This is a genomic window from Halobaculum halobium (assembly GCF_030127145.1).
GTDB classification, from domain to species: domain Archaea; phylum Halobacteriota; class Halobacteria; order Halobacteriales; family Haloferacaceae; genus Halobaculum; species Halobaculum halobium.
Map to the genome: position 1 here is coordinate 358,068 of NZ_CP126159.1, position 20,471 is coordinate 378,538.

Here is a 20,471-nt window from a genome sequence, read left to right on the forward strand (position 1 = left end):
GTGATCGCTGGGTCCACCGACCGCACGCAAATCAACCGTGAAAGAACAGCACAAGATCAGAAGACGACTAGTAGGACGCAGGCCACGACGACTCGTGGGCGTGCTTCGTGGGCGTGCTTACTGCTCGACGCTGACCGGCTCAGGCTGCTCGTACTTGGTTTCAAACTCGCCGATGAGCTGGCCCATTTTGGCGTACCAGTCGTTGAGCATTCGCTGCATGTCGTCGGCGATCTGCGACGGGTCCGTCGGACTGTACACGTGGTAGTAGCCGCCTTGGTCGTAGTTGATCTGTTCCTTCTGGATGAATCCCGCTTTCAGCAGCCGCTGAACCGCGCGGTAGGCAGTGGAGCGCTCGCGATCGACGGCCTCGGCGACCTCGTCGATCGTGAGCGAGGAATCGGCGGAGACCAGCGCCTGAAAGCAGTCCTTGTCGAGCTGTTTCAGACCGTGGAAACACTCAAGCAGCCCCTCACACTCCATGTCCCGCTGGAGTTGTTCAGACATCGAATCGGGCATTGGTGATACGATACTATTGGTCGCTGCAGATATAAGGATTCTGTGTACAGCGCACAACCTCGTCTCGACAGGCGACGGTTGACGCGGTGGCGGACGGGTCCCAGTACCGGAGTCGGCCGGCGTATCGGCTCGGCTGCAGGCGAACTCGCCTCCGAGCGCGGCGGGTATGGTCAATTTGTCCTCACCACCGGCACTATCGGACACAACACATAAATCACGCAGTCCAGTATTGGGCAATATGATACATACTGCTAGTGCGCGTCACTCAGATGTGACGGGCCGTTCTCACCGATGCTGCCGTTCGGAGTCGGCGCCGGTGTCACCGCCGCAGCGCGGTGAACGATGACGGCGGAGTCGGACTCTGATCGAGGGTCTGACGGCCCCCCGACGTCAGAGTCGACCGACGGGTCCGCGGCCGGTTCGGGTGCCGAATCGGCCACCGCCGAACCATCTGCGGGGCACCCACAGTCCGGGGAGCGAGCCGTCAAAGAGGCCCCTTCAAAGATCGGCGCGGGACTGCTTGACCAAGACATGGGTCCGAGCTCTGCGATGGCACACCTGTACCGCGGGGAACTCCACCGGATGAAGCTGTGGCGCGAGCGACTCGACCAGACCACTAACTGGGCGGTCGTCGTCATCGCGGCCCTGCTTACGTGGGCGTTCTCCAGCCCCGAAAACCCGCATTACATCATTCTCGTCGGTATCGCGACACTGACGGTGTTTCTGATCATCGAGTCGCGTCGCTACCGGGGGTACGATATCTGGCGGACCCGTGTTCGGACGATCCAAGAGAACGTGTGGGCCTACGGACTCGACCCAGAGGGCGGGCTCACCGACGAGCACTGGCGTGAGCACCTTGGCGACGACTACCGGACGCCGACGGTGAAGATTACCGCCGAAGAGGCGATCGCACACCGGCTCCGCCGGGTGTACCTCCCGCTGTTCGCCGTGCTCCTCGTCGCCTGGCTGATACGGGTCACCGCCTTCTCTGCGGAGCCGTGGCTGACGACAGCTATGATTGGGATGGTTCCTGGACCTGTCGTCGTCGCAGCGGTGGGTCTGTTCTACGCGGCCGCCCTCACCGTCGCGTTCCGACCGCGGACCTGGCACGCGAAAGGCGAGCTTCGGGCGGAAGATCTCCGAAAGAGACGCTGAAAAGCCGCCGGACAAGCGGTCTCACTATCGGACCTCACCCGAGTCGATCAGCGCTTCGTCCGCCGGCATAACGGGTACTACACTCCTGATCTCGACGGACGAGGGTACCCGATCGGGCGGCTCACGCTTCTGGAAGACCGACGTCGCTCGGTGGCCGGCAGTCCCCCGCGGCGATCGGTTACTCGTCGCGGATGCTTATGCGATTGGCACACATAGACACGATCGGATGTCCCAACAGATACAAGAAGCCCTTGACGTGGACACGTTCACGCTCGGACTCGTCGGTCCCGACCAGGAGTGGGCGGGAACCGTTGCGGACGGCGGAACGGTCCGAACGCACACGCCGGCGGCGTGCTGGGGACCGATGATTACCCCCGAATTCAAGGGCGGTCACGAGGTGACCCGACCGATCCGCGTCGAGAACGCAGAACCCGGCGATGCGCTCGTCGTCCGGATTAAGGATGTGGAAGTTACGAGCGCGGCTACCAGTACGGGAAGTATGGCTGAGCGCGAGGGCGCCTTCGGCGACGACCCGTTCGTCGATCACAAGTGCCCCGAGTGCGGCACACCTTGGCCCGAGAGTGTGGTTGAGGGGACCGGCGAGGACGCGATCCGGTGTGCCGAGTGCGGCGCGAACGCCTCCTCGTTCGGGTTCGAGTACGGCTACACCGTCGCCTTCGACGACTCGAAGACCGTCGGGGTCACCGTCGACGAAGACGGCGCTCAACGCCTCGCGGAGAACGCCGACGAGGCGATGGCGCTGCCCGAGAACTCCAGACAGCACCCGATCTTGCTGTACGGTCCCGACGAGATGCCCGGCGCGCTCGGGCGGCTTCGTCCCTTCATCGGCAACATCGGAACCACGCCCGTTCGAGAGTTCCCCGACTCCCACAACGCCGGCGACTTCGGGCAGTTCCTCATCGGCGCGAGCCACGACTGGGGGCTCGAAGACGAGTCAGAACTCGAGGCGCGCACCGACGGCCACATGGACTCCAACGACGTCCGGCCTGGCGCGACGCTGATCTGCCCCGTCCGTGTGGAGGGCGCCGGCCTCTACGTCGGCGATCTGCACGCCAACCAGGGCGACGGCGAGCTCTCCTTACACACGACCGACGTGAGCGGGCGCACAGAGTTGGAAGTCGAGGTGATCAAGGACCTGGACCTCGGCGGGCCGATTCTGCTACCCAACGAGGAGGACCTCCCGCACATCGCGAAACCGTACACGGACGCCGAACGGGAGGCAGGGCAGGCCGTCGCAGACGAGTACGAGGTGGACGAACTCCACGACGCCGCGCCGATACAGATCGTCGGCTCCGGCGCGACGATCAACGACGCGACCGAGAATGCGTTCGACCGCGCCGGCGACCTCCTCGACATGACCGAAGGGGAGGTTCGGGGACGCTGCACGTTCACCGGCGGCGTCGAGATCGCTCGCCTGCCGGGCGTCGTCCAGCTCTCCATGCTCGTCCCCATGGAGAAACTGGACGATGTCGGACTCTCGGAGACCGTGCGCACACAGTACGGCCTCTAGCGTCCGTCTCCGTGAGACAACGCGGTCATGACAGAGTGCCCTGGAGTTTGACTCCGAAGCGGGTCACGATCCCCCACGCATCGCAGGGAACACCCGTACTTCGCTGCCCGACGGGCACGTATCGTCGAGGGACGCCCGATCACCGTCCACGGTCACGCGAACGCTCGGACGCAACGAGCCCGAACCGTCGAGAAGCTGTGACTCCGCACGCGGGTACGCCGCACACAGCGCATCGAGGACTGCGCGGACCGTGTCTCCCGACGGCTCGATATCGATGCGTTTGGACCCCGTCGCAGCGCGCAGCGGTCCGTACACGTGAACCTCCATACGCGAAGTTGGGGCCGGCATGAGCAAAACCGCACGGGCCGGCGATAGGGATCGGCCTTGACGCTTTCGCGGGTGATACTCGGGCATCAACGGTTTTGTGTCGGTACCGCGACCGCCGCATATGGTGTCCCCGAATCGGGAACACGCGCCGATCGCCGCCCGGGAGCGATCGCCGCTTTCGGACGACGACAAGCGCGACATCGCCCGAACGGTCGGCCGTGCAGTCGCGCACGACGCCGACGGATCTGAGACGAGTGAGTGGCCCGTCTCCCCCGGATGTCATGTCGAGTTCTCCGTTCACGTCGATCGGATCGAAATCCGACTCCGCTATGACGCCGGTCAGCTTCCCGGGCCGGTTGTCGTTCCTGGAGCCGACGACTGCGCCCCACCGTTGGTCGAGAGTGGTGAGTCTCCGACCGCGTTCGTCGCGCTCTCTGCGGCACACGACGCCCTCTACGAGGACCTGACAGACGCCGCCGGCCACGCTGTCGATCCGTACGCCGTTGCGGTTCCCGACACGCCAGTGGCACAGTCGGCCACCGATGGGACGGTGACGTTCGCTACGACGCTGTCGGTGTTCACTGGGGAGGGGTCCGCTGACAAACGAACGCACCAGTGGGAACGGAATGGAGAGCCCTGACCGCTGCGTCCGACGGTTTACTGAGAGAATCAACATCCAGTATTGTTACCGAAACTATATATCGTCGTGATCGAATGAGTATCCAGTAGGATGGTCGGTCGGATGCGCGTACTCCATGTCGACGGCGATCCCGACGCCGCTCCGCTGACTACGACGGCTCTCGCGGACGCGAACGTGGCTACTGTCGAGACCGCCACTACCGCGGAGGAGGGTCTCGAACGGCTCGCAACGGAGCCGTTCGACTGTGTGGTCGCCGAGTACGCACTGCCGGACCAATCCGGGATCGAGGTGCTCAAACGGGTTCGCGACGACCACCCGCTGCTTCCGTTCGTCATCTACACCAACGAGGGGGACGACCACGTCGAGAGCGACGCGTACGCCGCGGGCGCGACAGAGTACCTCCCGAAGAGCGCAGGACCGGACCGACACGAGCGTGCCGCTGAGCGGCTCAGGTCCGCGGTCGGCCGCTACCGTGCCGCTGGTCAGTCGTCCACAACACCTCGTCGTCACGCGCTCACGAGCGAGGTGAGCGAGGCGATCGTCCGCGAGTCGACCGTTGACGAGGCGGCCGATCGCGTCTGTGAGACCCTCGTGGACACCGGCCCGTTCACGGCTGCGGGGATGGCGGTAGTGGACGCCGCCGGCGACGGGGGCGATATCGCGTTTCGATCGCTGGAACACAGTACTCACGATTCTTTGACTGCCCGCGAAGACGATCCACGGGACGACCGCGACGGCGACGGCCTCAGATCGATCGCCGCAAGCGTCGCGAGCGACGCACTAGAGGCGGGTCGAGCCGTTGTCGGTTCAACTGTGGATGTCGACGAAGAATCCGCGATTCGGGCGGACTCGTCTGCAGACGACGCCGCGTGGCCCGCTGACATCGCTGAACTTGCGGCGCTTCCGTTCGGCTCTGCGGACGCGAGCGACGACGTCCTCGTGGTGACCGCCGACCGCAGTGGGACGATCGATCGTTCCGAGCTCGATCGCCTCGACCGAGTCGCGGACACCGTCGACCACGCGCTGCGGTCGTTCGAAGCTCGCGATGGAGTGCGCGAGGAGCGGAACCGGCGCCGGGCAATGTTCGCCAACGCTCCGACCCCGGTCATCGAGGGGGAGATCCTGGACGGCGGCGAGACCCACCGGATCCGAGACGTCAACACGGCGTTCGAGGAGGCGTTCGGACACGAGGCAAGCGAAGTTATCGGCGCCGACATCGCCGACGTTGTCGTTCCCGCCGATCGGATGGCCGAACATCGGGCGCTCCGAACGCGGATCGCCGCCGGGGAACCGATCCTCGAGGAGGTCGTTCGAAAGACGGCCGACGGGGAACGGGAGTTCCTCTTGAGTGGAATCCCCTGGGGAACCGACGGTGACCGTGCGTCCGGGTGGTACGTATGGCACGTCGATATCTCCGATCGCAAGCGTCGAGCACGGGCCATCGAAGAACTGCACGCCGCGACCGGGACACTCGTCGAGGCGACGAGTCCAAGCGAAGTCGCAGCGATCACCGGCGACGCCCTCCGAGACGTCCTCGACCTCCCGTACAACGGCGTCCACCTCTACGACGATCGCGAGGGGGGACTCGTCCCGGTCGCGTGGACGGACGAAACCGAAGCGATGGTTGGTGCCCCGCCGACGTTCGACCCGGGCGAGGGAATCGCCGGACAGGCGTACGTGACGGGCGAGCCGAAGGTCTACGACGACATCGCCGACGCCCCCGACCGATACAACTCCGACACGCCGATCCGCAGCGAAATGGCACTCCCCCTGGCGGACCACGGTGTGCTCCTCGTCGGCGCTCCCGAGCGCGACGCGTTCGACGATCTCGACGTGTCCATGGCACGGACGCTCGCCGAGCACGCGACTGCGGTGTTGCACCGAATCGAGCGCGAGACCGTGCTCGAACAACTCCAAAAGCACACCCAGCGACTGATGCACGCGACCACGGCGGAGGAAATCGCCGACATCGCCGTCGGGACCGCAAGCGACGTTCTCGGCGCTCAGCTGAGCGGAGTTCACCTCGTCCGCGACGGCGGTCAGCGGCTCGAGATCGTCGCGTACGCCGACTCCGTGGAGTCGGCCTTCGACCAGCCTCCGATGTACGAACGGGGACTTGACGGCGACATCGCGGGAGAAGTCGTCTGGGCCGCGTTCGACAGCAGAACGCCGCAACACATTGACGACATTCGAACGCACGAACGCCTCGCCGAGGAGACGCCGAGTCGGAGCGTGGTCGTGTACCCGCTCGACGATCACGGCGTGTTCATCGTCTCGTCGACCGAGCCGAACGCATTCGATGAACCGGACAAGATGTTCATCGAGATCCTAGCGACAGCGGTAACGGCGGCGCTCGATCGGGTCGAGCGAGAGCAGGAACTGCGCCGTCGGAACGAGCATCTCGACGAGTTCGCCGGGCTGATCTCACACGACCTCCGCAACCCGCTCAACGTCGCACAAGGCCGACTCGAACTGGCTCGCAGTGAAACGGACTCAGACCACCTCGATCCCGCCGCGAGCGCGGTGGAGCGAGCCCTGTCGCTGCTCGAGGAGTCGCTCGCGGTCGCACGACAGGGACACGACGACGGCGACGTCGAACCCGTCGATCTCGCGGCGACTGTTTCGGCGTGTTGGACCCACACGGAGACCGCGCAGGCGGAACTGCGCATCGAGACCGACCAGACCCTCTGTGCCGACCCGAGCAGGCTCAAACAGCTCCTCGAGAACTTGTTCGGAAACGCGGTGAAACACGGTGGAGACGCCGTCCGTGTCACCGTCGGCGACATCCCTGGAGGGTTCTACGTTGCCGACGACGGCCCGGGGATTCCCGACGACGAGCGCGACACCGCCTTCGAAGTCGGATACACTACTGACGACGAAAGCACGGGATACGGGCTGTACATCGTCCGAGAGATCGCGAACGCACACGGCTGGGAGATCGACGTCGTCGAGAGCGAGGATGGCGGAGCGCGGTTCGAGGTGACCGGCGTCGAAACCGTCGAACGCTAGCGATTCGCGGCCTGAGCGACAAAACGGAATGAGACGGAGGCCGGTGAGACGGAGGTCGGTGAGACGGAGCCATGCGGGATCGACTCGCGCTTACGATCGGATATCGAGCCCGCGGAGCTCGAACCGGGCGCCCCCGGTCTCGTCGTCGGTGACCGAGACAGTCCAGTCGTGCCCCTCGGCGATCTGCCGGACGATCGAAAGACCGTATCCAGTTCCCCGGTCCCGCGTCGAAAATCCGCGATCGAAGATCGTTTCGCGGTCCTCCGCGGGCACCCCCGGGCCGTCGTCGGCGACGTAGATCCCGTCGCCGTCGGAGAGTTGGTCGACCCGAACAGTGACCGACTCGCCGCCGTGGTCGACCGCGTTGCGAAAGAGGTTCTCGAAGAGCCCGCGGAGTCGACTCTCGTCGGCCACGACAGTTTCGTTGCCGATTCCGACGACGAGCGACGCGCCGTCCGCGTGAACGCTTCCCCACGCGTCTCGGGCGCACGACCCGATCTCGACGGGCTCGGTCTCACCGATGTAGCGTCCCTCCTTCGACAGCGCGAGGACGTCCTCGACGAGTTTCTCGATCCGCTCCAGCGAGCCGGCGACGGTTTCGAGTTCGGGCGCGTCGTGTTCCTGTCGTGCCAGATCGGTGTACCCCCGCGCCACCGACAGCGGGTTGCGGATGTCGTGTGCGAGGATGTCGGCGAAGTCGTCGAGCCGGTCCTTCTGGTCCTTGAGTTGCGCCTCCCGTTCGCGCTGCTCGGAGATGTCCCTGATGATACCGGTGAAGTATCGCTCCCCGTCGTGCGTGTGCTCGCGGAGGCTGATCAGCGTCGGCACTTCCGTCCCGTCCTTGTGAAGCGCGGGGAGTTCCATGCCGTCCCAGTCGATGTTCCGCTCGCCAGACTCGACGTACTGAGCGAGCGCCTCCGCGTGGACGGGACGGAGGCGCTCGGGGATGATCGTCATCTTCGAACTGCCGACGAGTTCCTCGGGCGAGTAGCCGAGGAGGTCCTCGATCGCGGGATTCGCGTACCTGATCGTGCTCTCCTCGTCGATCGTCAACATTCCCTCCGCCGTGTTCTCGACGAGGGCGCGGTAGAAGTCGTCCGATGCGACCGGAGGCTCAGGTTCCATTGAAGCGAGTACTCAACGTTGCGTTCGTGGATACAAAAAGCACGCGTCGCGTTCCCGCAGGAGTTCTCAAACCGTCTACAGGCCCGCCGGCGGGGGCGTAGCGGAGGACGGATAGTCGACAACGCACGAATCATTTCGTGAAGGTAATTCATGTATAATCAGACAACTATATATGTCGAATATGTATCTAAATCGGTATGAATCGACAGTTCGGCAGGCGGGCCTTCCTGGGGCTCGGAGCCGCCGCGTCGGTCGCCGTCGGCGGGACGACCGTCGGACGCGCGTCGTTTTCGGGGCTCGACCAAGACTTCGAGTCCGTCTCCGTCGGCGGCTACCCAGGAGGATGGCGGAAGGACGGAGCCACGGAACAGGCGGTTGTCAGCGAGCGGTCACACAGCGGTGGCCGATCGTTACGGCTCAAGGGAGGACACGGCGGCTGCTGGGAGGCGATCGCGAACGCGCCGATCGGCGGCCATCCGGGCGAGACGGCGGTGCGGTTCTCGGGGGCCGTCCTCCCGGGTGCAGCCGGGTCGTTCGGCTGCCACGACAAGCGCTACGCACGGGTCCAGTTGCGGACTGACGCCGGCGGCGGATGGTCTGATGGGTCGAATCGGACCCTCCTCACGATGCACCGCGACGGAACGCTCCGGGCGGCCGGTGGCGGCGAGGTCGGGACGTTCTCACCGGGCGAGTGGATCAGCTACGACATTACCTACCAGTACGACGCCACCGCGGGTGAGGTGACCTTGGAGTATGAGTTCGATGGCGGGTCGAGCGGGGGGACGACGACGGTCGACGCGGCCAGTTGGGAGACTGACCTCTCGTATCTCACGGTTCGCAGTGGCGACTTCACGACGTACTGGGACTCGGTCGTCGCGAAGGCGGTCGGCGGCGGAAATCAGGTGCCGGAGGCGGCGTTCCAGTTTGCACCCTCGTCGCCGACCGTCGCCGACGACGTCGTGTTCGACGCCAGCGACGCGAGTGACGCCGACGGCTCCGTCGTCGGCTATGCGTGGGACCTCGACGGCGACGGCGACTACGATGCGACCGGCGAGACGGTCGTGCGCTCGTACGACAGCGGCGGCGAGTATCCGGTGTCGCTCCGGGTGACGGACGACGACGGCGCCACGGCGGTGACGACGAGGACCGTCGCGGTCGGAAGCGGAAACACCGCGCCGTCGGCCTCGTTTCAGATCGCGCCGCAGTCCCCGACCGTCGGCGACACGCTCACCTTCGACGCCTCGGGCGCTGAGGACCCGGACGGCTCGATCCGACGCTACGAGTGGGACCTCGACGGCGACGGCGACTACGACGAGACCGGACGGATCGTCGAGCGCACGGTCGAGAACTCGGGAACGTTCGACGTCGCCCTCAGAGTCACCGACGACGACGGCGCGACCGACCGGACCAGACGGTCGGTCTCCGTCGGTGAAGCCGAGAACCGGGCGCCGACCGCGGCGTTCGAGGCTACCCCGTCGCCGCCGGTCGCGGGTTCCGCGACCACGTTCGACGCCTCGGCCGCCGAGGACCCGGACGGGTCGATCGCACGCTACGAGTGGGACCTCGACGGAGACGGAAGCGTCGACACCACGGGACAGTCGGTCGAATACACCTTCGAGGAGGCCGGCGACGTGACAGTCACCCTTTGGGTCACAGACGGCGAGGGCACTGTCGGTTCGACTGAACGGACGCTGTCGGTCGCCGAGCCGGAGAACGAGCCTCCCTCGGCGGTGTTCGACAGTTCGACCGCGGAGCCGCAGGCCGGCGAGACGGTCCGCTTCGACGCCTCGGCGAGCAACGACCCGGACGGGGAGATCCAACAGTACCGATGGGACCTGACTGGGGACGGGACCCGCGACGCGACCGGCCAGGCCGTCGAGTACACCTACGAGTCGCCGGGGGAGTACACAGTCCGGCTCACCGTCGTCGACGCGGCCGGCGCGAAGGCCACGAGCAGCGGAACGATCACTGTCACCGAGAACCCGTTGAGCTCGCTCAAGTCGGCACACCTGAAGACTGCCGAGCGTGTCGACGAGATCTCCGTCGCGAACCTCGGCGCCACCGCCAAGGCCCAACAGGCGAACAGGGCGTTCACCGACGCCGTCGAACGCGGCGAAATCGAGCAGGGAACCGCGATAGACGCGATCCGCCGGCTGGACTCGGGGCTGAGCGTCACTGAAGACACCCTCGAACACATCGGCCCTGCCGAGGAGTTGAGCGGGAACCGGGTCGATCTCACGCAGGAGATGGCGCTCCCGACGATCAACACGTCGATGGAACTGCTGTTGACCGTCGTCTCGATCGCGAAGAAGGTATCCAAGGGCGTTGGGCTCGGGACGAAGGCGGTGCTCTCGACAGCGAAGTCGAAGGCCAAGGACGCCGTGAAGACGATCTTGACCGGCATGCTCGGTCGGAAGATCGACGCGATGTCGAAGATCAACTACGAGGCGAACACGATCGTCGGGGAGATCGTCAACGGGGGGCTGGACACGGTCGCGGCCGTCAACGAAGCCGTCGAGGAGGCCGCCCAACGGGTCATCGACTCGGTGGCGACGTCGATCCAGTACTACGCGGAGACGCGGATGGCGACCGGAGTGACCCCGCTGGCCGGGTCGTTCGTCGGTTCGACGCCCGCGTCGCTGGAGGCGGGGTTGAACTTCTTCTACGCGTACCTCACGCCCGAGCGCGTGGCCGAGAACGGCCTCCGGGGCGACACGAACGCGGCCATGTCCGCGGCGACCGACGCCTCACACTCGATCGCGAGCGAGGCCGAGGACACCCAAGGGATCATCGAGGATGCCAAGGAGTTCGGCGACTCGTTCTCGTTGACGGAATCGGTGTATCGGCTCTGGAACGATCCCAGCCTCTGGGAGGTCGCGAAGACGATCGGCTCGGTCGTCCTGTTCGTCGCCGGCGGCGTCGTCGACGCCTTCGCGACCGGCGGGGGGATCGGCGCGCTCGTGAAGATCAACGTGACACACCATCTCGGCTTGTTCAACGCCATCAGGGGGTAACCGATGCAGGACACATCTACAGCCATCCCAGATCTGTTCGAGCGGTACAGGAGCGCGCTTGAGGGCGGCGACCTTCCCGAGGCTATTGAGTACGCCGTTCGAATCGACGACACCGAATCGAGCGTCGACTCCCTACTGACGGACTTCCGGACGGCGGTCGAGAACGACGAGCGAGTCCTCGCCCGAACCATTCTCGGACAGATCGCCGACGCCTACGAGCGCGACGGGCAGGAGTTCCAAGCTCGCACCCAGCGCGCGATGACGGCCATCGAGGAAGGGACGCTTACCGAGTCCGAGCGGGAGGAACTGCTCGCGTTCACCCGGGCCGCCGCCCAGACTGATCTGACGCGGACGGGCTTTCTCGTCGACGCGGTGAACTTCTTCGAGGGAACCCAGGAGGGATCGGCGCTGGTCGAGACGACCGACCAAGTCCGTCGGACCGAGAGTGACATCGACGAAGCCTCGGACACGGTCTCGTCGGTCACCTCGGAGGCGTCGCTCACCGCGTCCCCCAGCATTCTCGGGAGCACGGCGCCCGAGGAGCTGACGCAGGGGACGAGCGTCGAGATGGTCGCGACCGTCGGCAACGTCGGCGACGCCGAGTCAGCCGCCCTCTCGGTGAGCGTCGACGCCGACGATGGAATCAAGCCGAACCGTTCCTCGGTTGACGTGGGACGGCTCGCCGGCGGCGACCGAACGGAGGTGACCGTCGAGTTCACCGGTCAGCGGGCCGGCTCGCACTCCGTGACGGTCGCGCTGGAGGCCGATGGCTCGGTCGTCGAGTCGGTGAGCGAGACATTCGACGTTCGAGAGACGGCCCAATCCGTCCGCGAGGCGATCTCGGGCGGCGGCTCGGGGGAACTCGACGCGACCGACATCAGGACCGCGATCACCCACTGGTCGAACGACACGCAGGTGCCCGGAACGGGCGGGAAAACTGTCGACACCGAGACGATTCAACGGCTCGTCACCGAATGGGTCGCGGCGAACGGAGGCGGCTCGAATGTGTGATCGCTCGGCCGAGAGCGGATACGGTACGCGGTGGCTGTACACGGCGATCGTCGCGCTGACGGTCGTTGCCGCGGCGACGACTGCACCGGTCGCGGCCCAGTCCAACGGGGGGCTCGGGCTCTCGATCGATCCGGTTCGCGATACCGTCGAACCCGGCGAGACGGTGCAGATCGGCGTGACCGTCGAGAACGCCGGCGGTGAAGTCGCGCCCGGAACGGTGTTGGCGTTGGACCCGCTGCCCGACGGGTGGACGGTCGACTCGTGGTCGGGCACCGACGCGGCGTACCGAAACTCGACGAACGAGTGGCTATGGACGGCGGTCGATCCCGGCGAGACGCTGAAGTTCACTGTGGTCGTGGCTGTGTCGGCCGACGCCGCGGGCGAGGGATCGGTGGCGGGCACGCTGAGCGACGGACGGGATCGAGAGGCCTCGGCGAGTGCGACGATCCGCGTGCGCGGGACGGACACGACGGCGGCGTCGAGCGACTCCGGCGCTGCGAACGACGCCGCCGACGCGCAGTCCCGGGTTGGGGAACTTCGCACCGCTGTTGAGACGCCCGGATTCGGCCCGGCCCCGGCGCTGATCGGGATCCTGCTGGCGGCCGCGGGGCTGGCGGTTCGACGACGGGGACGGTAAGATCGCGCTCGACACCGGTCGCCCGAAACACCGGATGGGCGATGGCCGATCGCCCGTCCAGTGGTGGTGTCAACCGGGCCAATCCCGATCGGATCGCGGACGGAACCGGCCCAATTGCGATTGCTCGACATAGTCGGTAAATATTGTCGATTTCGTTCGGGCACTCCCCCTGTCGGCTCGCTCGGAGGCTCCGCCGAGGGCACCGTGGCCCGCGCCGGTCGAGTCCTGATCGCTGGCCGATCCGGTGGCCAGCGCGTTCCGCGGCCGCGGCGTTGAAGCGGTGCGGGTACCGACAGTCGGTATGTCCAGTCAGGACGCGAACTGGGACGAGGCGGCCGTCCGCGATCTCCACGGGGATCTGGTCGAGGTACACGGCGCAGTCGGCGGCAGCGACGCCCACGGCGCAGACAGCGACGCCGAACCGGGCGAAGGCGTCCGGCAACTGCTGACGACGATCCTCTCGCAGAACGTCGCAGACACGAACACCGAGCGGGCCGCCGAGAGCCTCTTCTCGGCGTACGCGGACTTCGACGCCATCGAGTCTGCTCCCACGGACGAACTCGCGGAGACGATCCGCGTCGCCGGTCTCGCACAAACGAAGGCGACGCGTATCCAGCGGGCGCTCGCGGCGATCCGCGGGGAGACCGGCGGCGCGTACTCGCTGGCGTTTCTCGACGCGATGGGCACCGAGGAGGCGAAGGCGTGGCTCACCGAGATCAAAGGCGTCGGACCGAAGACCGCGAGCGTCGTTCTCAACTTCCACTTCGGGAAGCCGACGATGGCCGTCGACACGCACGTCGAGCGCGTGTCCAAGCGGTTCGGGCTCGTCCCGGAGTCGGCGTCGAACGCCCGCGCCCACGACGTGCTCGACAGCGTGATCCCGGACGAACTCACCTACCCGATGCACGTGTTGCTTATCGAGCACGGGCGAGAGTACTGTGCGGCGCGGAACGCGGACTGTACTAACCCGGTGTGTGAACGCCACTGCGAATGCGAGTGGTGTTGAGCGGTCTCGTCGGTCAGACTACTCCTCGGGTCAGGAGCGGTCGGGGTCGCCGGGACCCTCCCGTCGTGAGACCGTGAGCACCGGGACGTGTGAGGAGCGGACGACCTTCTCGGTTACACTCCCCACCAGATACCGGTCGAGTCCGCTGCGACCGTGGGTCGCCATGACGATGGCGTCTACGTCGGCCTCCTCGGCGTAGGCGGTGATCTCCGAGACCGGCGTTCCCTCGCGGATCGTGCGGTCGGCGTCGATGTCGTCGGGGATCGCGGCCGAGACGCGTTTGACCGCCTCCTCGGCGCGCTCGCGCTCGGCGTCGACCCACGCTTCCGCGGCGACACCCGCCGACGGGCTCTCGAATCGGTTTCGGGTATCGACCACCGAAAGCACGTGCACGGTCGCGTCGAACGCCCGCGCGAGGGCGTTGGCGTGCTCGATGGCGGCGTCGGTGCCGTCGCTGCCGTCGGTCGGCACGAGCAGGTCGTCGTACATGGTTACATGTTTCTCCGGCGGACGGAAAAGCGGCGGTGACTCGGGATTCCGACCGGGGGACCGCCCCGGTCGCGGGTGGACCCCCGCCGATCAGGCGACCCCGGTCGCCATGCCGAACAGCGCCACCGAGATCACCGCAAAGAGGATCCCGACGCCCGTCTTGATCGTTTTGGTGTCGACCGCAGTGGAGACGTACGGAGCGATCTGGCCGCCGATCACCGTCGCGGGGACGGTGAACACGACCATGTTCCACGGCACGTTCTGCAGGTCGAGCGCGTGGCCCACGTCGACGAACGCGCCGCCGAAGACGTGAACGAGCGACGCGATGACTGCGGTCACGGCCACGACGATGTGGTTCGTCCCGATGGCGACCCGGACCGGAACGTTCGTGCGCAGCATCGAGATGATCCCCAACTCGCCGATCCCGAAGCCTGCCAGTCCTTGGAATGCGCCGCCGACGCTGTAGTTACCGAACCGTTCGAGGTAGCCGGCGCGGTCGTAGGTGTACTCGTTGCCGTCGTTGTCGACGCGTGTGACGGTCCCGTCGGCGTCCGTCTCGACGCCGGCCGGGCCGGGTTTGTCGTCGTCGTCGGGGAGATCGTGACCGCCGCCGTCGGCGACCGCCTCGGCGTCGGCTCCGGCCTCCATCTCCTCTTGAGCGTCGTCGGCGTGGTCGCCATGTCCGAGGTCGGCCCGGAACAGCAGATACGACGCCGCCGCCAGCGCGATCCCCAGCAGTCCGTAGAAGACCGTCTCGGGGATGACGAACGACGCCAGCGCACCTCCGACGACGAACGGGAGCCCGCCGACCACGAGCGAGACCGCGAGCCGACGGTCCACGAGCCCGTAGCGGACGAACGCCAGCGCCGAACTGGAGAGGCCGAACGACTCGCTGACGAGCCCCACGAGCACGATCTCGGAGGGAGAAAGCGGCTGTGCGACCAGTGGGAACAGGAAGATGAGGAACGGCACAAACAGCGCGGAGCCGCTGATCCCGACCGTGTTCACGATCGTCGCCCCGAGCATGAACACCGGGAGGAGCCACCAGTACTCAAACCAGTAGTTCGCGCCGGCGTCCGCGGGCGTCGGCGCCCCGGTGTACACTCCGAGGACGAACAGCACGGGCGCGGTCAGTACGAACAGGTGTTGGTACCTGAGAAACGTCTCGACGAGTTCGTCGGTCGTGGACGAAGTCATTGTGAGAGGTGAGGAAAGCGACGGCGTCACCTGCGCTGGTGGGCCGCGTGAATGGTGTTCGTCGTACCAACGCTCGGGGGGCAGCCACTAATAAACGCTAAGATTTCGACCCGCTCCGAACCATGTGACCACTGCACGCGGTCGGCCGTAGTCCCACGATTTCGCGCCGGTCACAAACGATCGAGCGTGACGATCGTGTCGCCGCGGGGCAGTACGCACCGGTCGGTGCCTCCGCTCGCTGTGAACGGCCGAGGGGTTCCGGTTCGGCGGGGGGCGGCGAGGACCCGTCTGAGGCGCGGTCGTGCACACTCTGCCGCGAGCGTGTGACAGACTCCGTTGACTCGCCACCGTCCACTCGTCGGCGCTGTCGCCCCGCTCGTGTCTCTCCTCAACAACCCTTGACCGGTCATGCGATTGATCGGACCCGAGACCCGAGCCGTCTCAGCCGCCAGCACCGAGAGTTGCCCCGGACGGCTGCTCCATTTGGGCGGCGTACAGGTCCGCGTACGCGCCCTCGTCGGTGACGAGTTCTGCGTGAGTGCCGGACTCGACGATTGCGCCGTCTTCCATCACGTGGATCGCGTCCGCATCGGTGACCGTCGAGAGGCGGTGAGCGATCCCGACGACTGCGTAGTCGCGGTCGAGCCGTTCGATCCCCGCGTGCACCTCCGCTTCGAGGTGGCTGTCGAGCTCGCTCGTCGCCTCGTCGAGAACCACCACGTCGGCGTCGGTCACCAGGGCGCGGGCGATGGCGACGCGCTGGCGCTGCCCGCCCGAGAGCCTGACGCCGTCGTCGCCGAGCACCGTGTCGTACCCGTCGGGCAAGTCGTCGAGGAACTCGGTGACGCGCGCGATCCGGCACGCCTCCGCGACCGTCGCGTCGGAGGCATCCCGGTTTCCGACGGTCAGATTGTACCGCAGCGTCTCGTTGAACAGGTGCGGTGTCTGGCCCACAACCGCGACGCGGTCGCGCCATTCGTCGACGGAGAACCGCTCGATCGGGACGCCGTCGGCGCTGATATCACCCTCGTTCGGCCGGTAGAGCCCGGCCAGGAGCGACGCGATCGTCGACTTCCCGGCGCCGGAGGGGCCGACGAAGGCGACGAACTCGCCGCGCTCGACGGCGAAAGAGACGTCCCGGAGCACTGTCCCGTCTCCCGTCGAGTAGCCGAAGCCGACCCCGCGGAACTCGACGCGCTCGACCGGCGAGTCGACGGATTCGTCGCCCCAATCCTCACGGTCTCCCCGGAGTCGGGCGAGAAACGCACGCGTCCGGACGAGGTGCGGCAGGTCGTTGTCGATGTCGTACGCGAGCCCGTTGAGCGAACTGAGCCGGGGCGCCAGCCGGAACATCGCGAACAGAAAGACCCCGAGGCCTGCCAACGAGAGCGATGCGACCCGCGCGCCGAGGTATATCAGCCCGAACACCGTCGCGGCGGCGAAGAACTGGTTCAGGTTCGCGAGCGCTGTCTGGTCGCGCTGCTTCCGGATGGACGCCCGCGTGTGGCGGTCAACCGCCTCCCGGAACTCCGCGCGGAGTTCGCTCTCCAAGCCAAACAACTTCACCTCTCGGATCCCTTGGATCCCCGCCTGGAGAACCGACTGGACGCGCTCGTTGGCCCGGGCGATGCGGTCGCCGACGCCGTAGCCGGACTCGAAGGCGTACCGGCTGACGAACATGAACGAGATCAGGACGACGCCGGTCGCGGCCATCAGTCGCGGTGCTAAGAGGAACGCGATGAACCCGTAAGCCGCACACACGAGCGTCGTCTTGACCGCGCGAACGATCCGCGTGATCGCGCGGCTGGCATAGCTCGTTTGAGTTAGCACGGCGTTCAGCAGTTCGTCCGAGCCGTGCTCGTCGAAGTATGCCGTCCGTGCGTCGAGCGCCGCGTCGTAGCTCTCGACCCGGAGGTGCCGCCTGTACCCCGCGTTGAGTATCGCCGCCAGCCAGGCGACGCACACACCGAGGGCGTACCGAACCGCGAGGACGCCACCGACGCCGGCGACGATGTACTCGAGGGTGAACGGAATCCCGAGGAGTGCGTACGCATCGAGGAACAGCCGCGTCGCCCCCGACGGGTCGCCGCCTCCATCCTGGAGGACGGTGACGATCGGGAGGATGAAGCCGAGGCCGATCCCCTCCATCGCCCCCACGAGGACGCTCAGTGCGACGATCCCGACGGCGAGGGACGGTCGGTATTCGATTACCTCGCGGATCGCTGCGAGCTTCTCGCGATTCGATACGGCGTCGTGGTCCTCGGGCGGAGTCGAGTCGGTCATGAGGGGATCTGGTCCGTCGCCGGTGTGGTTCTCATCGGTGTCTCCGGATGGCTGACGGGCGGGGGTCGATCGCCCGCGTCATCTATCCGCGATGGGTACCCTCTGTCGGTTAATTAGTCGGCGACTGACGCGGAGCGAGTGACCAGCACGCTCGGTCATCGTCCGCGCGGAGCGGGCCCTGATCGGGTTACCAGACGCGTACTTATGTGACGACTCCGACACCGCGCAGCCGATGGTCGGAGCATGCGGCGTCATCGGCGGCGAGCACCCGATCGACGGGCTGTCGGACACGCTCGTTCGAACGGGCGACGAGCGGATAGACCGATACGAGGACGACAAGATCCGTCTCCGTAGCGTCAGACACCGAAGTCGTTCGGGCGAGAATCCCGGCCGACCGGCCGGGGATGACGCCCTCATTTGGGTGTGGGGAAACGTCCTCGGCGAGGAAGTCGACGGGACTCACCGTCCGCGGCCGCTCGACGAGCCGGCGCCGGCGTACTGCGCGCGGTTGTTCGAGGAACATGGACTCGGGTTCGTCGAGCGCCTGAACGGTGACTTCTTCGGGGTCGTGTACGACCGCGAGCGGGCGACCGTCTCGCTGTTCACCGACCGCCTGGGAACGAGGCCGCTGTACGTCACGGAGGCGGACGACGGGGGGATCGTGTTCTCCTCGCACGTCCAGTCGCTGGACCGCTACCCCGCGGTCTCGTTGGCGTTTGACGACGAGTACGTCGCAGAGCATCTCTCCTGGCGGGGCGGGCCGCTGGGGGTGAAGACGCCGTTCGAGGGCGTCGAAGCGCTCCAGCCGGGCACGGTCACGACGTACGACCTCGGAGACGACTCCGTCGAGCGGGACACCTACTGGCGCCCGCGGCCCTCCACAGCCGGGGAGTTTGACGGCTTCGACGAGTTCATCGGAGAGTTCGTCGAGCGGTTCCGCGCGGCGACGGCCGCGCTGACGCGTGACCGCTCGAAGGAGTACGGGATTCTCCTGAGCGGGGGAAGCGACGCCCGCCTGGTGCTCGCGGCGCTTCCGGACGACCTCGACGTCACGGCCTTCCACATGGCCGACTGGATGAGCAAGGAGGCTCGGGTCGCCGAACGAATCGCGCTGGAGAAGGGGATCGAGTTCCGGTTCCTCCGACGGGGGCCGGACTACAACGCCCGGGTGCTCGACCGCTCGCCGGAGTACTGGAACTTCCAGCAGCTGTTCAACCAGGCCTGGGCCGAGGGCTTCATCGAGGAGATCCGTTCGGAAGTCGACGTACTCCTGACCGGTCACTTCATGGACACGATGTACAAGGGGCTGTTCGTCCCCGTCAGGCACGTCGACCTCGGACCGCTCGGTGTCAGAGAACTGCCCTTCGAGCTGCCGATCACGTCCGTCGAGGCGTACCACGAGGAGCTGGGGCCACGCGTTCCGGGGTACCTCGACACGGACGTGGACCTCGCGGCCGTCGCCCGCCGCAACGTCCGGCGCACTGCGGACGACGTCGAGGCGTACGGCGTCCGGTACGACTCCTTCCGTGATTTCGTGCACGGACGACTCCACTACCCTGCGACGACCGACCCGCTGTTCAGGCAGTGTCTCCGCGAGGGGCTGGAGCTACGGATCCCCACGCTGGACCGGAGGATGATCGACCTCTGGGACGCGATGCCGACGCGGTACAAGACGCGCCGAACCGTCGTCAACGCGGCCGTCGGGGAACTCGATGCCGACCTCGCGGCGATCCCGCACGCGGACAGCGGCGTGGCGGTCGATCGTTCGCGGTTCACCCACCTCCTCGGACACGTCCCGATGAACAAGCTGGCGGAGCTCTCGCCGTTCGATGCGGTCCCGGCGACGCACCTGAACCACCACCCGTGGGGGAACCAGTCGGAACTGGTCCGCGAACGGGACTACGTCGAGAACGCCCTCGACGATTCGGAGGAGTTGATTCGGGCGCTCCCCTTCCTCGACCACGACGAGGTGCGCGAGTGTTACGAGATGCACCTCGACGGAACGAACATGACGAGGTACCTCTACCGGCTCGTCACGTTCCTGAAGGCGCCGGTGACCGCCAGGATCGCGGGGCTAGATGACGGCGAAGACGACGAGCCAGTCAAGGATGAGGTCGCCGTGGACACCGTCGCTCGCGACGGGCGGTCGAGCGGTCGTGTGCCGGGCGACGCGGACGACGACTGAGTCGGACAGTCTACGGCTATTTTACGCCAGTCAGTCGCCTGTCGAGGAGACTTCAGACCTAGTGACGTCCGAGCTGTCCGTTCAGTCGGCGACGCTCAGAGTGTCTGTTCGGTCGGCGAGTCGGATCGGATCGGCGCGGACGAGTCGTCGCTCGAAAAACCGGATATCTGAGTGACGGACACGCGCGAACGCGTTTGGGGCCAGGTCGTCGGGGGACCAGTTCGCAGGTGCGTCATCGAACCATGGTTGCCTGCGAAACGTGGAGCGGGATGGATGAGGAGCGGTCCCGTCCCGAAGGGGTGTCTGGTAGTCAGGTGTCGATGCTAGTCCTGGGGCGACCTCAGGT

Annotated in this window: 15 protein-coding genes; 9 read left to right on the forward strand and 6 right to left on the reverse strand. The window is 66.4% G+C overall.

Annotation, left to right across the window (positions count from 1 at the left end):
- Positions 1-117: 117 nt before the first annotated feature.
- Positions 118-516, reverse strand: a complete 399-nt coding sequence (locus P0Y41_RS16645; RefSeq protein WP_284063554.1) for a helix-turn-helix domain-containing protein — start codon at positions 514-516, stop codon at positions 118-120.
- A gap of 549 nt (positions 517-1,065) precedes the next feature.
- On the opposite strand from P0Y41_RS16645, the gene P0Y41_RS16650 reads away from it, so the two are divergent.
- Positions 1,066-1,671 (forward strand): DUF2270 domain-containing protein, encoded by a 606-nt coding sequence (locus tag P0Y41_RS16650; protein WP_284063555.1) that lies wholly within the window; start codon positions 1,066-1,068, stop codon positions 1,669-1,671.
- A 226-nt stretch (positions 1,672-1,897) separates the two neighbouring features.
- Positions 1,898-3,202 carry an acetamidase/formamidase family protein gene (locus P0Y41_RS16655; protein WP_284063556.1) on the forward strand — a complete coding sequence of 435 codons (1,305 nt, stop codon included), beginning with the start codon at positions 1,898-1,900 and terminating at the stop codon, positions 3,200-3,202.
- Between the two features lie 63 nt (positions 3,203-3,265).
- Here the strand turns inward: P0Y41_RS16655 and P0Y41_RS16660 are convergent, their stop codons facing one another.
- Complete coding sequence (locus P0Y41_RS16660) at positions 3,266-3,529, reverse strand: ubiquitin-like small modifier protein 1 (RefSeq protein ID WP_284063557.1); 264 nt, start codon at positions 3,527-3,529, stop codon at positions 3,266-3,268.
- Positions 3,530-3,650: 121 nt separating this feature from the next.
- On the opposite strand from P0Y41_RS16660, the gene P0Y41_RS16665 reads away from it, so the two are divergent.
- Both P0Y41_RS16665 and P0Y41_RS16670 read left to right on the forward strand, forming a co-directional pair.
- Positions 3,651-4,169, forward strand: coding sequence for a hypothetical protein (locus tag P0Y41_RS16665; RefSeq protein WP_284063558.1), 519 nt, complete (start codon positions 3,651-3,653; stop codon positions 4,167-4,169).
- 102 nt (positions 4,170-4,271) lie between these two features.
- Positions 4,272-7,178 (forward strand): hybrid sensor histidine kinase/response regulator, encoded by a 2,907-nt coding sequence (locus P0Y41_RS16670; protein ID WP_284063559.1) that lies wholly within the window; start codon positions 4,272-4,274, stop codon positions 7,176-7,178.
- A 90-nt stretch (positions 7,179-7,268) separates the two neighbouring features.
- Here P0Y41_RS16670 and P0Y41_RS16675 read toward each other — a convergent pair whose 3' ends face one another.
- Complete coding sequence (locus P0Y41_RS16675) at positions 7,269-8,303, reverse strand: two-component system sensor histidine kinase NtrB (protein ID WP_284063560.1); 1,035 nt, start codon at positions 8,301-8,303, stop codon at positions 7,269-7,271.
- A 197-nt stretch (positions 8,304-8,500) separates the two neighbouring features.
- On the opposite strand from P0Y41_RS16675, the gene P0Y41_RS16680 reads away from it, so the two are divergent.
- The 4 genes from P0Y41_RS16680 to P0Y41_RS16695 all read left to right on the forward strand — a co-directional run bounded on the left by P0Y41_RS16680 (position 8,501) and on the right by P0Y41_RS16695 (position 13,971).
- Positions 8,501-11,317 (forward strand): PKD domain-containing protein, encoded by a 2,817-nt coding sequence (locus P0Y41_RS16680; RefSeq protein WP_284063561.1) that lies wholly within the window; start codon positions 8,501-8,503, stop codon positions 11,315-11,317.
- 3 nt (positions 11,318-11,320) lie between these two features.
- A complete protein-coding gene (locus P0Y41_RS16685; protein ID WP_284063562.1) occupies positions 11,321-12,328 on the forward strand; it encodes a CARDB domain-containing protein in 1,008 nt (335 codons plus the stop codon).
- On the forward strand, positions 12,321-12,965 hold the full coding sequence (locus P0Y41_RS16690; RefSeq protein WP_284063563.1) for an NEW3 domain-containing protein: 645 nt from the start codon (positions 12,321-12,323) through the stop codon (positions 12,963-12,965). The genes P0Y41_RS16685 and P0Y41_RS16690 overlap by 8 nt, the downstream gene beginning before the upstream one ends.
- A 301-nt stretch (positions 12,966-13,266) precedes the next feature.
- Positions 13,267-13,971 carry an endonuclease III domain-containing protein gene (locus P0Y41_RS16695; protein ID WP_284063564.1) on the forward strand — a complete coding sequence of 235 codons (705 nt, stop codon included), beginning with the start codon at positions 13,267-13,269 and terminating at the stop codon, positions 13,969-13,971.
- Between the two features lie 30 nt (positions 13,972-14,001).
- Here P0Y41_RS16695 and P0Y41_RS16700 read toward each other — a convergent pair whose 3' ends face one another.
- From P0Y41_RS16700 to P0Y41_RS16710, 3 genes are all read right to left on the reverse strand, one after another.
- Complete coding sequence (locus P0Y41_RS16700; RefSeq protein WP_284063565.1) at positions 14,002-14,460, reverse strand: universal stress protein; 459 nt, start codon at positions 14,458-14,460, stop codon at positions 14,002-14,004.
- 90 nt (positions 14,461-14,550) lie between these two features.
- Positions 14,551-15,657: a sulfite exporter TauE/SafE family protein gene (locus P0Y41_RS16705; protein WP_284063566.1), complete on the reverse strand. Its 1,107-nt coding sequence runs from the start codon at positions 15,655-15,657 to the stop codon at positions 14,551-14,553.
- Between the two features lie 441 nt (positions 15,658-16,098).
- Complete coding sequence (locus P0Y41_RS16710; protein WP_284063567.1) at positions 16,099-17,940, reverse strand: ABC transporter ATP-binding protein; 1,842 nt, start codon at positions 17,938-17,940, stop codon at positions 16,099-16,101.
- A gap of 232 nt (positions 17,941-18,172) precedes the next feature.
- On the opposite strand from P0Y41_RS16710, the gene P0Y41_RS16715 reads away from it, so the two are divergent.
- Positions 18,173-20,125 (forward strand): asparagine synthase-related protein, encoded by a 1,953-nt coding sequence (locus tag P0Y41_RS16715; protein WP_284063568.1) that lies wholly within the window; start codon positions 18,173-18,175, stop codon positions 20,123-20,125.
- Positions 20,126-20,471 lie beyond the last annotated feature (346 nt).

Coding starts and splice junctions, on each gene's coding strand:
- P0Y41_RS16710 (WP_284063567.1), bottom strand. CDS start 17,940: ATGACCGACTCGACTCCGCCCGAGGACCACGACGCCGTATCGAATCGC.
- P0Y41_RS16655 (WP_284063556.1), top strand. CDS start 1,898: ATGTCCCAACAGATACAAGAAGCCCTTGACGTGGACACGTTCACGCTC.
- P0Y41_RS16650 (WP_284063555.1), top strand. CDS start 1,066: ATGGCACACCTGTACCGCGGGGAACTCCACCGGATGAAGCTGTGGCGC.
- P0Y41_RS16670 (WP_284063559.1), top strand. CDS start 4,272: ATGCGCGTACTCCATGTCGACGGCGATCCCGACGCCGCTCCGCTGACT.
- P0Y41_RS16645 (WP_284063554.1), bottom strand. CDS start 516: ATGCCCGATTCGATGTCTGAACAACTCCAGCGGGACATGGAGTGTGAG.
- P0Y41_RS16690 (WP_284063563.1), top strand. CDS start 12,321: ATGTGTGATCGCTCGGCCGAGAGCGGATACGGTACGCGGTGGCTGTAC.
- P0Y41_RS16695 (WP_284063564.1), top strand. CDS start 13,267: ATGTCCAGTCAGGACGCGAACTGGGACGAGGCGGCCGTCCGCGATCTC.
- P0Y41_RS16675 (WP_284063560.1), bottom strand. CDS start 8,303: ATGGAACCTGAGCCTCCGGTCGCATCGGACGACTTCTACCGCGCCCTC.
- P0Y41_RS16705 (WP_284063566.1), bottom strand. CDS start 15,657: ATGACTTCGTCCACGACCGACGAACTCGTCGAGACGTTTCTCAGGTAC.
- P0Y41_RS16715 (WP_284063568.1), top strand. CDS start 18,173: ATGGTCGGAGCATGCGGCGTCATCGGCGGCGAGCACCCGATCGACGGG.
- P0Y41_RS16665 (WP_284063558.1), top strand. CDS start 3,651: ATGGTGTCCCCGAATCGGGAACACGCGCCGATCGCCGCCCGGGAGCGA.
- P0Y41_RS16660 (WP_284063557.1), bottom strand. CDS start 3,529: ATGGAGGTTCACGTGTACGGACCGCTGCGCGCTGCGACGGGGTCCAAA.
- P0Y41_RS16685 (WP_284063562.1), top strand. CDS start 11,321: ATGCAGGACACATCTACAGCCATCCCAGATCTGTTCGAGCGGTACAGG.
- P0Y41_RS16700 (WP_284063565.1), bottom strand. CDS start 14,460: ATGTACGACGACCTGCTCGTGCCGACCGACGGCAGCGACGGCACCGAC.
- P0Y41_RS16680 (WP_284063561.1), top strand. CDS start 8,501: ATGAATCGACAGTTCGGCAGGCGGGCCTTCCTGGGGCTCGGAGCCGCC.